The 14,098-nt window shown below is 31.1% G+C and carries 9 protein-coding genes and 3 tRNA genes; 10 read left to right on the top strand and 2 right to left on the bottom strand.

Translation table 11 applies throughout. The features are described 5' to 3' along the window. Window positions 1–311: 311 nt before the first annotated feature. Window positions 312–2,843, top strand: a complete 2,532-nt coding sequence (gene gyrA / locus LACAL_RS13055; RefSeq protein ID WP_013871227.1) for a DNA gyrase subunit A — start codon at window positions 312–314, stop codon at window positions 2,841–2,843. Window positions 2,844–2,870: 27 nt separating this feature from the next. Continuing rightward, on the top strand, window positions 2,871–4,109 hold the full coding sequence (locus LACAL_RS13050; RefSeq protein WP_013871226.1) for a tetratricopeptide repeat protein: 1,239 nt from the start codon (window positions 2,871–2,873) through the stop codon (window positions 4,107–4,109). A gap of 57 nt (window positions 4,110–4,166) precedes the next feature. On the opposite strand, the gene LACAL_RS13045 is transcribed toward LACAL_RS13050, so the two are convergent. Together LACAL_RS13045 and LACAL_RS13040 are read right to left on the bottom strand one after the other, a co-directional pair. Next, on the bottom strand, window positions 4,167–4,916 hold the full coding sequence (locus tag LACAL_RS13045; RefSeq protein ID WP_013871225.1) for a C40 family peptidase: 750 nt from the start codon (window positions 4,914–4,916) through the stop codon (window positions 4,167–4,169). A 24-nt stretch (window positions 4,917–4,940) separates the two neighbouring features. Continuing rightward, on the bottom strand, window positions 4,941–6,116 hold the full coding sequence (locus LACAL_RS13040; protein WP_013871224.1) for an acetyl-CoA C-acyltransferase: 1,176 nt from the start codon (window positions 6,114–6,116) through the stop codon (window positions 4,941–4,943). 137 nt (window positions 6,117–6,253) lie between these two features. Here LACAL_RS13040 and LACAL_RS13035 point away from each other — a divergent pair, with 137 nt between their 5' ends. From LACAL_RS13035 to LACAL_RS13005, 8 genes are all read left to right on the top strand, one after another. Further along, window positions 6,254–8,299, top strand: a complete 2,046-nt coding sequence (locus LACAL_RS13035) for an HD family phosphohydrolase (protein ID WP_013871223.1) — start codon at window positions 6,254–6,256, stop codon at window positions 8,297–8,299. A gap of 91 nt (window positions 8,300–8,390) precedes the next feature. Next, a tRNA-Ser gene (locus LACAL_RS13030) sits at window positions 8,391–8,479 on the top strand. A 30-nt stretch (window positions 8,480–8,509) separates the two neighbouring features. Beyond that, window positions 8,510–8,584 (top strand) — tRNA-Pro (locus LACAL_RS13025). Between the two features lie 18 nt (window positions 8,585–8,602). Further along, window positions 8,603–8,676 (top strand) — tRNA-Arg (locus LACAL_RS13020). Window positions 8,677–8,754: 78 nt separating this feature from the next. Continuing rightward, complete coding sequence (locus LACAL_RS15480) at window positions 8,755–8,916, top strand: hypothetical protein (protein WP_013871222.1); 162 nt, start codon at window positions 8,755–8,757, stop codon at window positions 8,914–8,916. A 108-nt stretch (window positions 8,917–9,024) separates the two neighbouring features. Continuing rightward, the gene (locus tag LACAL_RS13015; protein ID WP_013871221.1) at window positions 9,025–10,053 is read left to right on the top strand and encodes a ligase-associated DNA damage response exonuclease; all 1,029 of its coding nucleotides are present in this window, start codon (window positions 9,025–9,027) and stop codon (window positions 10,051–10,053) included. Beyond that, the gene (locus LACAL_RS13010) at window positions 10,053–11,642 is read left to right on the top strand and encodes an ATP-dependent DNA ligase (RefSeq protein ID WP_013871220.1); all 1,590 of its coding nucleotides are present in this window, start codon (window positions 10,053–10,055) and stop codon (window positions 11,640–11,642) included. Before LACAL_RS13015 ends, LACAL_RS13010 begins: the two co-directional genes overlap by 1 nt. A gap of 1 nt (window position 11,643) precedes the next feature. Then, the gene (locus tag LACAL_RS13005; RefSeq protein WP_013871219.1) at window positions 11,644–14,097 is read left to right on the top strand and encodes a ligase-associated DNA damage response DEXH box helicase; all 2,454 of its coding nucleotides are present in this window, start codon (window positions 11,644–11,646) and stop codon (window positions 14,095–14,097) included. The last annotated feature ends 1 nt before the right edge of the window (window position 14,098 follow it).

Genomic DNA, 14,098 nt, shown 5'->3' with positions numbered 1-14,098 from the left:
AAGGTGTTTTCTTTTTTAAAAAAGTAAATAAAGGCAAGTATAGTGTTAGTTCTAGCTTCTTTTTCTACAATAATTAGAAAGAAAAATAAGGTTTTTATTTCATGAATTCATGTAAGACATGGTATTCTATGCTAATAGACAAAAAAAAGTTTATAAAATCAAAACAATTAACAAGATAGTTATTAACGAAAAACCATATTAAAATTGTTAATAAATACTGTTAAAAAATAGCGCTTAAAGGCTTACTATGACTAATGAAATAATTATATTAGCACGTTTTGAAATTACTATAAATAATAACTTAAATATATATGGCAGAAGGAGAGAAACTTATTCCGATTAATATTGAAGATGAAATGAAATCGGCTTACATTGATTATTCAATGTCAGTCATTGTGTCACGTGCTTTACCAGATGTAAGAGATGGATTAAAGCCAGTTCATAGACGTGTACTTTACGGTATGCATGAACTGGGTGTTAGAGCAAGCAGTGCGCATAAAAAGTCTGCAAGAATAGTTGGTGAGGTTTTAGGTAAGTATCACCCACATGGTGATACATCGGTTTATGATGCAATGGTTCGTATGGCTCAAGAATGGAGCTTACGATATATGTTAGTTGATGGTCAAGGAAATTTTGGGTCTGTAGATGGAGATAGTCCAGCAGCAATGCGTTATACAGAAGCAAGAATGCGTAAGATATCTGAGGATATGTTAGCAGATATTGACAAAGAGACAGTAGACCACAAATTAAATTTTGATGATACTTTAGAGGAACCAACAGTACTTCCAACGCGTATTCCTGGATTATTAGTAAACGGAGCATCTGGTATCGCTGTAGGTATGGCTACAAATATGCCACCACATAATTTAACAGAAGTTGTAGATGGTACAATCGCTTACATCGATAATCATGAAATTGAAATCGATGAGTTAATGCAACATATTAAAGCACCAGATTTTCCTACAGGAGGAACTATATACGGTTATGATGGTGTGAAAGAAGCATTCCATACAGGTCGTGGTAGAATTGTAATGCGTGGGAATGCTAACATTGAAGAAGTTCAAGGTAGAGAGTGTATTATTGTAACAGAAATACCTTATCAAGTTAATAAGGCAGACATGATTAAAAAGACTGCCGATTTAATAAACGATAAAAAATTAGAAGGTATTTCTAGTATTAGAGACGAATCTGATAGAAACGGAATGCGTATTGTGTACGTTTTAAAAAGAGATGCAATACCAAATATTGTATTAAATAAACTTTACAAATACACAGCATTACAATCTTCATTTAGTGTAAATAATATAGCTTTAGTAAATGGAAAGCCTCAATTACTAAACTTAAAAGAACTTATTCACTATTTTGTAGAGCATAGACATGAAGTTGTTGTTAGAAGAACAAAATACGAATTACGTAAAGCCGAAGAAAGAGCACACATATTAGAAGGTTTAATTATAGCATCAGACAATATAGATGAAGTAATTGCACTAATTAGAGCATCATCTAATGCAGATGAAGCACGCTCTAAGTTAATTGAACGTTTTGAGTTATCTGAAATTCAAGCCAAAGCAATCGTAGAAATGCGTCTACGTCAATTAACAGGACTAGAGCAAGACAAACTTCGTGCAGAATACGAGGAGTTAATGAAAACTATTGAAGACCTTAAAGATATTCTTGACAAAAAAGACCGTAGAATGTCTATAATTAAGGAAGAGCTTCAATTAGTTAGAGATAAATATGGAGACGAACGTCGTTCTAAAATAGAATATGCCGGTGGAGATTTAAGTATCGAAGATATGATTCCAGATGAGAAAGTTGTAATAACAATTTCTCATGCAGGATATATTAAACGTACATCTCTTACAGAATATAAAACTCAAAATAGAGGTGGCGTTGGGCAAAAAGCATCAACAACACGTAACGAAGACTTTTTAGAGCACTTGTTTGTTGGTACTAATCACCAATACATGTTATTCTTTACACAAAAAGGGAAATGTTTCTGGATGCGTGTTTACGAAATACCAGAAGGCTCAAAAACTTCTAAAGGTAGAGCAATTCAAAATCTAATAAATATTGAGCAAGACGATAAGGTTATGGCTTTTATTTGTACTCAAGATTTAAAAGATGAAGAGTATGTAAATAATCACTATGTAATTATGGCCACTAAAAAAGGTCAAGTTAAAAAAACTTCTTTAGAGCAATACTCAAGACCAAGAACTAATGGTATAAACGCAATTACCATTAAAGAAGATGATGTTTTATTAGAAGCAAAGTTAACAACAGGAGAAAGTCAAGTAATGTTAGCCTTAAAATCTGGTAAAGCTATTCGTTTCGAAGAAGCAAAAACACGACCAATGGGACGTGGAGCATCTGGAGTAAGAGGAATTAGATTACAAGACGAGAAAACAGACGAAGTAATAGGAATGATTGCAGTAAACGATATGGACAGTAACATTCTAGTAGTTTCAGAAAATGGTTACGGTAAACGTTCTAGCTTAGAAGACTACAGGATTACAAATCGTGGTGGAAAAGGTGTAAAAACTATTTCTATTACAGAAAAAACCGGTAACTTAGTGTCTATTAAGAATGTAACAGATGAAGATGACTTAATGATTATTAATAAATCTGGTATCGCAATTAGAATGGCAGTTGCAGATTTACGTGTAATGGGTAGAGCAACACAAGGAGTAAAGCTTATAAATTTAAAAGGAAAAGACTCTATTGCCGCTGTTGCAAAAGTAATGCACGAAGAAGAAGAGGTTGTAGATGAAACTATTGAAGGTGTTGAAAACACTAACGAAGAAGACAATGGCACGACTCTTGCTTCAAACGAAGAAGAATAAAAACACAAATAACAAATAACTATTAAAATGAAAAAACAATTAATTCTCTCATTAGCCTTGATGGTAACACTTTTTTCTTTTGCACAGAAAAAAGAATTAAAGAAACTAGAGAAAGCAATTAAAAATAATAATTATTCTGAAGCTAAAGCAATGGTTTCTCAATTAGAGCCAATGTTAGGCTCAATGGATGATAAAATGAAATCTAAATTTTATTTTGCATCTGCAAAAGCTTTTTATGCTAATGGAACAGGAGCACCAGCAGACTTACAAAAAGCTTTAGATAATTTTAATAAAGTTGATGGTAAATACGTGTCAGAATTTGCTGAAACAAAACAAGTAATTAAAAACGAATTTTTAACTAAGGCAAATGCAGCTTACAGTTCCAAAAACTTTGTGGAAGCAGCAAATTTATTTTCAATTTTATACGAAATAGATTCTGCAGATCAAGAATACTTGTATTTTGCAGCAATAAGTGCTATTAGTGGTCAAGACTATGATTTAGCGCTAAATTTCTACAAAGAATTAAATAAAATTGGTTACGATGGTGTTAAAACTGAATATTACGCAACAAACAAAGAATCTGGAAAAGAGGAAGTATTTGCTAAAAATGTGAGAGATCTTTATGTAAATAAAACAAAGACACACATTAATCCAGGTGAGCGTCAAACCGAGTCTAAAAAAGCAGAGATTACTAAAAATATTGCTCTTATATACTTAAACCAAGGTAAAAAAGAGGAAGCTTTAGCTGCAATTAAAGACGCTAGAGAAGCAGATCCAGAAGATGTAAACTTAATTGTAACAGAAGCTAATACTCAATATCAATTAGGAAATGTTGATGCGTATGCAAAATTAATTAAAGAAGCAGTAGACAAAGACCCTAATAATGTAGATTTATTATACAACTTAGGTGTTTTATCTGCAGAAACAGGTAAAAATGAAGAAGCTAGAGCATACTATGAAAAAACTTTAGCAATTGACCCTAATTATGTTAATGCATTAACAAATATGGCTTCATTGGTGCTAAGTGATGAGCAAGCAATTATTGAAGAAATGAATGGTTTAGGAAGTAGTGCAAAAGATGATAAAAGATATGATGAATTAAAAGGTCAGCGTTTAGAAGTTTATAAAAGAGCTGTACCGTATTTAGAAAAAGTATTATCTATTAGCGACAATAATATTGAAGCAGCAAAAACTTTAGTAAATATTTATATTGCTATTGACGAAGGAGCAAAAGCTAAAGAGCTTAAAGAAAAATATGGTATTTAATACATAATTAAATACACATTCATAAAAAAAACCACTAATTTTAATTAGTGGTTTTTTTTATATAATCTTTTTAATAACTCTTAGTTTGTGAGTATGTGTATTTTTATCAACATTGTAAATTCCAGAGTGATCTAACCTGTCAATTCTAACTTTACCATGTGCATGTATTATGTAATTATCTTTCATAATTATACCAACATGAGTAATGGCACCTTCATTATTATCAAAAAAAGCAAGGTCTCCTGGTTCACTTTCTTCAATAAAACTTAAAGCATCACCTTGAGTTGCTTGTTGTGAAGCATCACGTAATAATTTATATCCATTAATTTTATATACCATTTGGGTAAAACCAGAACAATCTATACCAAAAGGAGTTTTTCCTCCCCAAAGATATGGAGCATTTAAGTAGTTAAAAGCAGTAGAAATTAACTGGCTTTTATCTTGTGTTCCGTTAGAAATATTTCCGTCAAAAGTGTGTTTTAATAGCGAAAGAGCATTTAATTGAGAACCTAAAGGTATAGAGTATAACTCTTGATTTTCAGCTTCTACAAATTCTATTAAATCTTTTGAAAGTTTTGGAGTTTCAGAAGTTAAAATTTTATAATCATATTCTGTAATTTCTTGATACTGTTTAATATCAATCCAGCCTTCATATTTATCAAATGCTAAACGGATTTTAACCCAAGATTTGCGTACTTCAATAACTTTAAAAAGATCACCATATAGAACCTGTGAAACCATTTCACTGGCATCTAAAGCTTCAAGTCTTAAAGGAACAATACTTAAGTTACAAATTCCGTATAGCATTTATTATTTTTAGATATAGAAATATTAATTACGTTCTAAAACTAGAGCCGATGCACCACCACCACCATTACAAATAGCAGCAGCACCAATTTTAGCATTATTTTGTTCAAGAACATTAAGTAAAGTTATAAGTATTCTAACTCCAGAACAACCTAATGGATGCCCTAAAGAAACAGCACCACCATTAACATTTACGTTTGTATCTTTTAATCCTAAAATTTTCATATTTGCTAATCCAACAACAGCAAATGCTTCGTTAAATTCAAAATAATCAACATCTTTAATGTCAATTCCAGCTTTATCTAAAGCTTTTGGTAATGCTTTAGCAGGAGCTGTAGTAAACCATTTTGGCTCATGTGCGGCATCCGCATAACTTTTTATAGTAGCTAAAGGTTTTAAACCTAATGCTTCAGCTTTTTCTTTACTCATTAAAACCATAGCACCTGCGCCATCGTTAATGGTAGATGCATTAGCAGCCGTTACAGTTCCTTCTTTAGAAAATGCAGGACGTAGTCCAGGAATTTTATCCATTCTTACATTCTTATATTCTTCATCCTCAGTAACAATAATATCATCACCACGTCTTTGTGGCACAGCAACTGGTACAATTTCATTATTAAATTTACCAGTTTCCCAAGCAGCAGCAGATCTTTTGTAAGATTGTATAGCATAAGCATCTTGATCTTCTCTAGAAAAATTATATTCCGTAGCACAAGCATCTGCACAAACGCCCATTGCATTTTGATCGTAAACATCAACTAAACCATCTTTTTGCATACCATCTTCTAATTTAGCAGGGCCAAATTTTGTAGCAGTTCTTGCATGGTAATAATGTGGTATTAAACTCATATTTTCCATACCTCCAGCAACAACAATTTCAGCATCACCTAAAGCAATAGCTTGAGCAGCTTGCATGACTGTTTTCATTCCAGATGCGCAAACTTTATTAATAGTTGTACAAGGTACAGTATTTGGAATTCCAGCAAATATTGCTGCTTGTCTTGCAGGAGCTTGGCCTGTTCCAGCTTGTACAACATTCCCCATTAAAACTTCTTCAACCAATTCTGGCTTTAAATTAATTTTATCAAGAGCGCCTTTTATAGCAATTGCACCAAGTTTTGGTGCAGGTATAGTAGATAATGCACCTAGAAAACTTCCTATTGGAGTTCTAGCAGCAGAAACAATAACAACTTCTTTCATAATTATAAGTCTTTATTTTAATTCTTGCGAAATTAAGGATTTTTTATAAAAAATGAGAACCTTAGCAAGATAATAACTCTTATTAGAAGTCAAGATTTATTACATTTGATTTTCTATAGAAATCTATTAGCTTTAAAATGAAAGACTTTATCAATTCTTTTTATAAAAATCATTCTCTTATATATAAAATTATTCTTTTTATATGTACCACATTTTTAGTGGTTTATTTATTTCCGAAAAGCGGAAGATTTAAATATGATTTTGAAAAAGGAAAACCATGGCAGTCTGAAACCTTATATGCGCCATTTAATTTTGCTGTACAAAAAACAACTGAAGAATTAGAGAAAGAAAAAATACAAATTCAAGAAAATACAATTAAGTATTTTAATATAAATACAACTATATATCCCGAAGTTAAAAGACAATTTGAAAAAGAATTTAAAACACAATTTCCGGACTCTATATATGGTTCAACAATAACCATATATAATAAAGGAAAAACGATATTAAATGATTTATATAATTTTGGAATAGTAGATCAAGATTTAGCATTATCAAAACTCTCTAATGTTATAATTTTAGAAGATAGAGTAGAAAGAAGCAAAACGCAGTATTCTAATTTATACACGCTTAAAGATATAAGTAGTAAAATAGAATCAGACCTTAAAAAGGCCAATTTATTAGAGTATAAAACACCGTTAAAAAATTTATTTTTTAACATAATAAAATCTAATCTTCAATACGATAAGAACTTAACAGATAAAGCTTTGGATGAAGCTTTAAAAACAATTTCATATACAAGAGGAAGTATAGAAAAAGATCAATTAATCATTTCTAAAGGAGAAGTTGTAGAAGGTAATAAATACACCATTTTAAAATCATTAGAATCAGAATATCAATCTCAGGTTTGGACACAATCAAACTATAATTTAATCGTATTCGCTTATACATTGTTAGTTGCTTTAGCTCTATTAATGTTATTACTTTTTTTAAGAAAGTACAGGTTAGATGTATTTAATAATAATACCAAAGTGACCTTTATTTTTTTCAATGTTTTTTTAATGGTTTTATTAACTACGTTGGTTGTAAATTATAATATATCTTTTATTTATATAGTTCCAATTGCAGTATTACCTCTGGTTTTAAAAGCCTTTTTTGATGCAAGATTAGGTTTGTTTACACACGTAATAACAGTATTACTATTAGGTTCTATAGTGCCTAATAGTTATGAATATATGTTTTTGCAAATTATAGCAGGAATAGTTACAATTTTAACAGTGTCTGAATTATATAAACGTGCTAATTTATTTATATCAGTTGGACAAATAACATTGGTATATATTATAGCATATTTTGCATTTTTTGTAATTCATGAAGGTAGTGTAGACAATTTAAAATGGGAAACCTTTGGTATGTTTGCGCTTTGTGGCTTAGCAACACTTTTTGTACAACCTCTAATTTATATTTATGAAAGACTTTTTGGGTTAGTTTCAGACGTGTCTTTATTAGAATTGTCAGACACCAATACAAAGCTTTTAAAGCGTCTAGCTGATGAAGCGCCAGGAACCTTTCATCACTCATTAAACGTAGCTAATTTAGCTGAAGCAGCAGCAAATGAAATAGGTGCAAATGCAATGCTAACTAGAGTAGGAGCATTATATCATGATATAGGTAAAATGAAAAATCCTACATATTTTACAGAAAATCAATCGTCAGGATTAAACCCTCATGATGAGCTTTCTGCAAAAGAAAGTGCAAAAATAATAGTTGATCATGTTATTAATGGAATTGAAATAGCAAAGAAAAATAATTTGCCAGATCGAGTTATAGATTTTATTAGAACACATCACGGTACTAGTACAGTTTATTATTTTTATATGAAAGAGAAAGCAATTAATGAGGCTATAGATATTAAAGACTTCTCATATAAAGGTCCAAAACCATTTAGTAAAGAAACTGCAATTTTAATGATGTGTGATAGTGTAGAAGCGGCATCTAAAAGTTTAAAAGAACCAACCTCTATAAAAATTGATAATTTTGTAGAAAATATACTAAATAAGCAAATGGAAGATGGTCAATTCTTAAATGCAAATATTACTTTTAAAGAAATTCAACATATTAAAAAAGTGCTAAAACGCAAGCTAGCAAACATTTACCATTTAAGAATTGAATATCCAGAATAATTATTAAAAAAAACAGGTAAATTTGTTGTGTTATTTAGGATGTTGTTATACATTTGCATCCGCAATTTATTGCAACGTTCATTACAAAATTGGAGAGGTGCCTGAGTGGCCGAAAGGAGCGGTTTGCTAAATCGTCGTACCTAGAAATAGGTACCCAGGGTTCGAATCCCTGTCTCTCCGCAGTTTAAATTAACACAAAATAATAATTTTCGGGGTGTAGCGTAGCCCGGTTATCGCGCCACGTTTGGGACGTGGAGGCCGCAGGTTCGAATCCTGCCACCCCGACTATTTTTTAAGTGCTAAGGGCTCTTAGCTCAGCTGGATAGAGCACCTCCCTTCTAAGGAGGCGGTCGAAGGTTCGAATCCTTCAGGGCTCACAGAATCCCTTTCATTAATTTGAAAGGGATTTCTTGTTTTAAATTCTTTTTAATTATTATAAAATCTATTCTATACTCATGGCAAAATTTGGAAGCGCCAAAAACACAAAGAATAAAGCTAAACATTCTAAGTTGATGGGTAGGAAGAAAAATAAACTTCGTCAGGAAAAAATTACTAGAAAAGAACGCTTGCGAGCAATAGTAGAAAGATCAAAAAAAGCATCTAACGAAGAAGAATAAATATAATATAGTAGTTAATTTTCTGCTAAATGGGTTAAAAATTAGTTAATCTCAACTTCTTAAAATTTCTTATGTTGTAAATTATAGCTTCACTATAAAAGCTAATAATTGAAATTTATAAAATTTACTAAAAAAGGTATTTATTGTGTTCCAGGTAAATTCTATTTAGATCCTTGGTATCCTGTAAAACACGCTATAATATCTCATGGTCATGCAGATCATGCTCGAAAAGGCAATAAACATTATTTATGTCAAAACGATTCTAAAGCCATTTTAAAACATAGGTTAGGCTTAGATATAGCTATTGAAAGTTTAGCTTATAACGAACCTAAAACAATTAATGGTGTAAAAGTTAGTTTTCATCCTGCAGGTCATGTAATAGGTTCTGCACAAATTAGATTAGAATTTAAAGGTTTTGTAGTAGTTTTTACTGGAGATTATAAAACTCAACCAGATTTTATAAGTGCGCCTTTTGAGAGTGTTAAATGTCACGAATTTATTACCGAAAGTACTTTTGGTTTACCTATATATAAATGGTTGCCAGAGGAAAAGATCCAAAAAAATATTCATAATTGGGTTTTAAAAAATCAGTCAGTAAATAGAACAAGTGTTTTTATAGGTTATTCTTTGGGTAAAGCTCAACGCTTAATGAAACTTTTAGAGGGTTTAGATACAATTCATGTACATTCTGCTATACATAACTTAAATAATGCAATAGAAAACTCAGGAATAGCTTTACCAAAAACAGAATTATTAAAATATGATTTTGATAAAAAGGCGATTCAAAATAAAATAGTAATCCTTCCGCCAGCATTATTAGGTTCTAAACTATTAAAAAAAATACCAAATGCAGCAACTGCATTATGCTCTGGTTGGATGCAAATTAGAGGTAATAGACGATGGCAAGCTGTTGACGCAGGTTTTCCTGTAAGTGATCATGCAGATTGGGATGGTTTATTGTCTGCTGTCAAAGCTTCAGAAGCAGAAAAGGTATATGTAACACATGGATCTCAAGCTACTTTTTCAAAATATTTAAATGAAATTGGTATCGCTTCAGAAGAAGTTATAACAGAATATGGTGAAGAAGAATTAGCATCACAAGATAAAGAAAACCAAACTAAAGCCAGTAGTATATAATGAAACACTTTTCAAACTTAATTAGTGCTTTAGAAATTACTAATAAAACCAATGCAAAAATTGAAGCATTAGTTAATTATTTTAAAACCGCACCTGAAAAAGATAAACTTTGGTTAATTTCTATTTTTACAGGAAAACGACCACCACGACCTGTAAAATCGAGTTTAATGAAACAATGGGCTTTTGAAATTACAAAACTTCCAGAATGGTTGTTTCTTGAAAGTTATAGTACGGTGGGCGATTTAGGAGAAACTATAGCATTAATATTACCTAACCCAACACATACAATAGAAAAACCTTTACACCAATGGATGCAAGAATTAATTGCGTTAAAACCTAAAACAGAAGAAGAGAAAAAAAAATACGTTTTAAATGCTTGGTCTGGATTAGAAAAGCAAGAGCGTCTTATCTTTAATAAATTAATTGGAGGTAGTTTTAGAATAGGTGTTTCTAAAAAAACATTGGTAAATGCTTTATCAAAATTATCTGGAATTGATGCTAATCAACTTATGCACAGTATAATTGGAAATTGGAATATTGAAACCATAAATTTTTCCGATTTATTAAATGGTAGTCACATTAATTACGACAATTCAAAACCTTATCCGTTTTGTTTAGCTTATGCTTTAGAAAAAGATTTATTAGCACTAGGAAAACCTGAAGATTGGCAAGTAGAATACAAATGGGATGGTATTCGCGGACAAATTGTAAAACGGAATAATGAGGTTTATATTTGGTCTAGAGGTGAAGAATTAGTGACCTCTCAGTTTCCAGAAATTGTTGAAACTATTACTAATTTTAAAGACGATTTTGTAATTGATGGTGAAATTTTAGCATTAAAAGACAGTACTGTTTTACTGTTTAATGATTTACAAAAACGATTAAATAGAAAAAATATAACCAAAAAGCTTTTAGAAGACATACCTGTTGGATTTTATGCTTACGATTTGCTAGAATATAACAATCAAGATTTTAGAGATAAACCAATGCAGGAAAGAAGAAATCAACTTGAAACATTATTTTCAACTGTGGTTATAAACGACAAATTAAAGCTTTCTAAAATAATAAATTTTAAAAATTGGGAAGTTTTAAAAGAAATTAGAGAAAATGCACGTACAATAAATTCTGAAGGTTTAATGCTTAAACAAAAAGCTTCACCTTACCATGTTGGTCGAAAAAAAGGAGATTGGTGGAAATGGAAAGTAGAACCGCTAACTATAGATGCAGTAATGATATATGCGCAAAAAGGAAGCGGAAGAAGAAGTAGCAAGTACACAGATTATACTTTTGCAGTAAAAAAAGATGACGGTTTAGTTACAGTGGCAAAAGCATATTCTGGACTAACAGATGCAGAAATAACAGAAATTTCAAAATGGGTAAATAAAAATGCTTTAGAAAAATTTGGACCTGTACGTACTGTAAAACCAGAGTTGGTTTTTGAAATTGCTTTTGAAGGTATTGCATACAGTAAACGTCATAAATCTGGAGTAGCACTACGTTTTCCAAGAATTAAACGTTGGAGAAAAGATAAACCTGTAAGCGAAATAGATACTATTGAGTCTGTAACCGCATTAATTGAAGCACAATAAAATGAGTACATTTAAAGACTCCGAAGGTTACAAGATAATAGAAAACTGGATGGCAAAAGATGGTAATGAGCCTTTTAGTTTTCAATATAAAACCTGGCAAAGGTATAGTAATAAATATTCGGGATTAGTTATTGCTCCAACAGGTTTTGGTAAAACATTTTCGGTGTTTCTTGCTGTAGTTATAGATTACTTAAATCATCCAAATCAATATAAAAAAGGACTAAAATTAGTATGGGTTAGTCCGTTACGATCTTTAGCTAAGGATTTAGCAAAAGCAATGAGCGAAGCAGTAGAATCTATAGGTTTAGATTGGACAGTTGAAGTAAGAAACGGAGATACACCACAAAAAGATAGAAGACGGCAAGAACGTTTAATGCCAGACGTTTTACTTACTACACCAGAAACAATGCATTTATTGTTTTCTCAAAAAAAGAATTCAAGATGGTTTAAATCCTTAAAATGTGTAGCGGTAGATGAGTGGCATGAATTATTGGGTAGTAAACGTGGCGTACTTACAGAGTTAGTAATTGCAAGATTATTAGTATTATCTCCAAGTCTTCGTATTTGGGGAATAACAGCTACTATAGGTAATTTAGAACAGGCAAAAACAGTTTTAATACCATATCCAGAAATTAAAACAACTACCATTCGTGCTAAAGAAAAAAAGAAAATAGACATAATTTCTATATTGCCAGACGAAGTAGAAGTATTGCCTTGGGCCGGACATTTAGGAAAAAATATGGCTTCTAAAATAGTACCTGTAATTTTAGAAAACAGCACCACTTTAATTTTTACAAATACACGAAACCAAAGTGAACTTTGGTATCAAATAATTCTTGAAGAAGCTCCAGATTTAGCAGGACAAATAGCTATACATCATGGCTCTATAGATAAAGTTTCACGTAATTGGATAGAAGAAAATATTAGTGCTGGAAATTTAAAAGCCGTAGTTTGTACCAGTTCATTAGATTTAGGTGTAGATTTTAAACCTGTAGATTGTGTAATACAAATAGGTTCTCCTAAAGGCATTGCTCGTTTTATGCAACGTGCAGGAAGAAGTGGACATTCGCCATACGAACGTTCAAAAATATATTTTGTACCCACACATTCTCTTCAATTAATTGAAGCTTCAGCAATAAAAGAAGCTGTTAAAACTAACGAAATTGAGTCTAGAGAACCTATGGTTTTAACTTACGATATTTTAGTTCAGTTTTTAGTAACATTAGCAGTTGGTGAAGGTTTCAATGCAGAAAAAACATTTTCTTTATTAAGTAAAGTTCATGCATTTCATTATATGACTAAAGCCGATTTTAATTGGGCTATTCAGTTTATAACTCAAGGTGGTAATACTTTAAAAGCTTATGAAGAATTTCATAAAGTAATTTTAGATGAAGATGGCTTATATAAAGTAAAAAGCCGAAGAATTTCTATGTTGCATAGAATGAATATTGGTGTAATTGTTAGCGATGCCATGCTAATGGTTAAATTTATTTCTGGCGGATATATTGGTATGATAGAAGAGTATTTTATTTCAAAATTAAAACCAGGAATGAGTTTTATTCTTGGAGGTCGTGTTTTAGAAATGATACAGGTAAAGGATATGAGTGTCTTGGTTAAAAGAAGCAAATCTAAAAAAGCCATAACACCAAGTTGGATGGGTGGACGTTTACCATTAACCTCATATTTAAGTCATTTTTTAAGATTAAAACTTAATGATGCGTTAAAACCAGGTTCTAGAGAAAAAGAACTTAAATTTTTACATCCTTTATTGTCTAGACAAGAAACAACATCTCACATTCCAAAGGCAAATGAGTTTTTAGTAGAATTAATAGAAACCAAAGATGGTTTTCATTTATTTATGTATCCTTTTGAAGGTCGCTTGGTACACGAGGTAATTGCTGCATTAGTAGCTTATAGATTAGGAAAAATAATGCCGTTAACCTTTACAATAGCAATGAATGATTATGGTTTTGAGCTATTAAGCGACCAAGCCATTCCTTTAGATGAAAGTAATATAAAAAATATTTTGTCTAAAGAAAATTTAATGGAAGATGTCACAGCCAGTATAAATGCAGCAGAAATGGCTTCTAGAAAATTTAGAGATATTGCTGTAATTGCAGGATTGGTTGTACAATCGCAACCAGGAACACGTAAAAATAATAAGAGTTTGCAATCAAGTTCGGGTTTAATTTTTAGAGTTCTCGATGAAAACGAACCAGATAATTTACTTTTAAAACAAGCTTATACCGAAGTTTTTAATCAGCAATTAGAAGAAGTACGCATGCAGGCAGCATTTAAAAGAATAGAAAATAGTAAGATTATTATTAAAAGAGCAAAATCTTTTACACCTTTGAGTTTTCCTATAAAAGTAGATAGACTTCGAAGTACAATTAGTAACGAAGCTATAGGAAAACGTATTGCTCGCATTCAACAGCAAGTTTTTAAATTAGATTAAG

Origin of the sequence: Lacinutrix sp. 5H-3-7-4, assembly GCF_000211855.2 — a bacterium.
Lineage (GTDB): Bacteria > Bacteroidota > Bacteroidia > Flavobacteriales > Flavobacteriaceae > Lacinutrix.
The sequence above is the reverse complement of the archived record's forward strand: the minus strand, read 5'-3'. Positions and strand labels throughout refer to the sequence as shown.

What these genes read in the sequence shown, in the direction of transcription:
- gyrA (WP_013871227.1), top strand. Translation starts at nt 312, where the DNA reads ATGGCAGAAGGAGAGAAACTTATTCCGATTAATATTGAAGATGAAATG.
- LACAL_RS13050 (WP_013871226.1), top strand. Translation starts at nt 2,871, where the DNA reads ATGAAAAAACAATTAATTCTCTCATTAGCCTTGATGGTAACACTTTTT.
- LACAL_RS13045 (WP_013871225.1), bottom strand. Translation starts at nt 4,916, where the DNA reads ATGCTATACGGAATTTGTAACTTAAGTATTGTTCCTTTAAGACTTGAA.
- LACAL_RS13040 (WP_013871224.1), bottom strand. Translation starts at nt 6,116, where the DNA reads ATGAAAGAAGTTGTTATTGTTTCTGCTGCTAGAACTCCAATAGGAAGT.
- LACAL_RS13035 (WP_013871223.1), top strand. Translation starts at nt 6,254, where the DNA reads ATGAAAGACTTTATCAATTCTTTTTATAAAAATCATTCTCTTATATAT.
- LACAL_RS15480 (WP_013871222.1), top strand. Translation starts at nt 8,755, where the DNA reads ATGGCAAAATTTGGAAGCGCCAAAAACACAAAGAATAAAGCTAAACAT.
- LACAL_RS13010 (WP_013871220.1), top strand. Translation starts at nt 10,053, where the DNA reads ATGAAACACTTTTCAAACTTAATTAGTGCTTTAGAAATTACTAATAAA.
- LACAL_RS13005 (WP_013871219.1), top strand. Translation starts at nt 11,644, where the DNA reads ATGAGTACATTTAAAGACTCCGAAGGTTACAAGATAATAGAAAACTGG.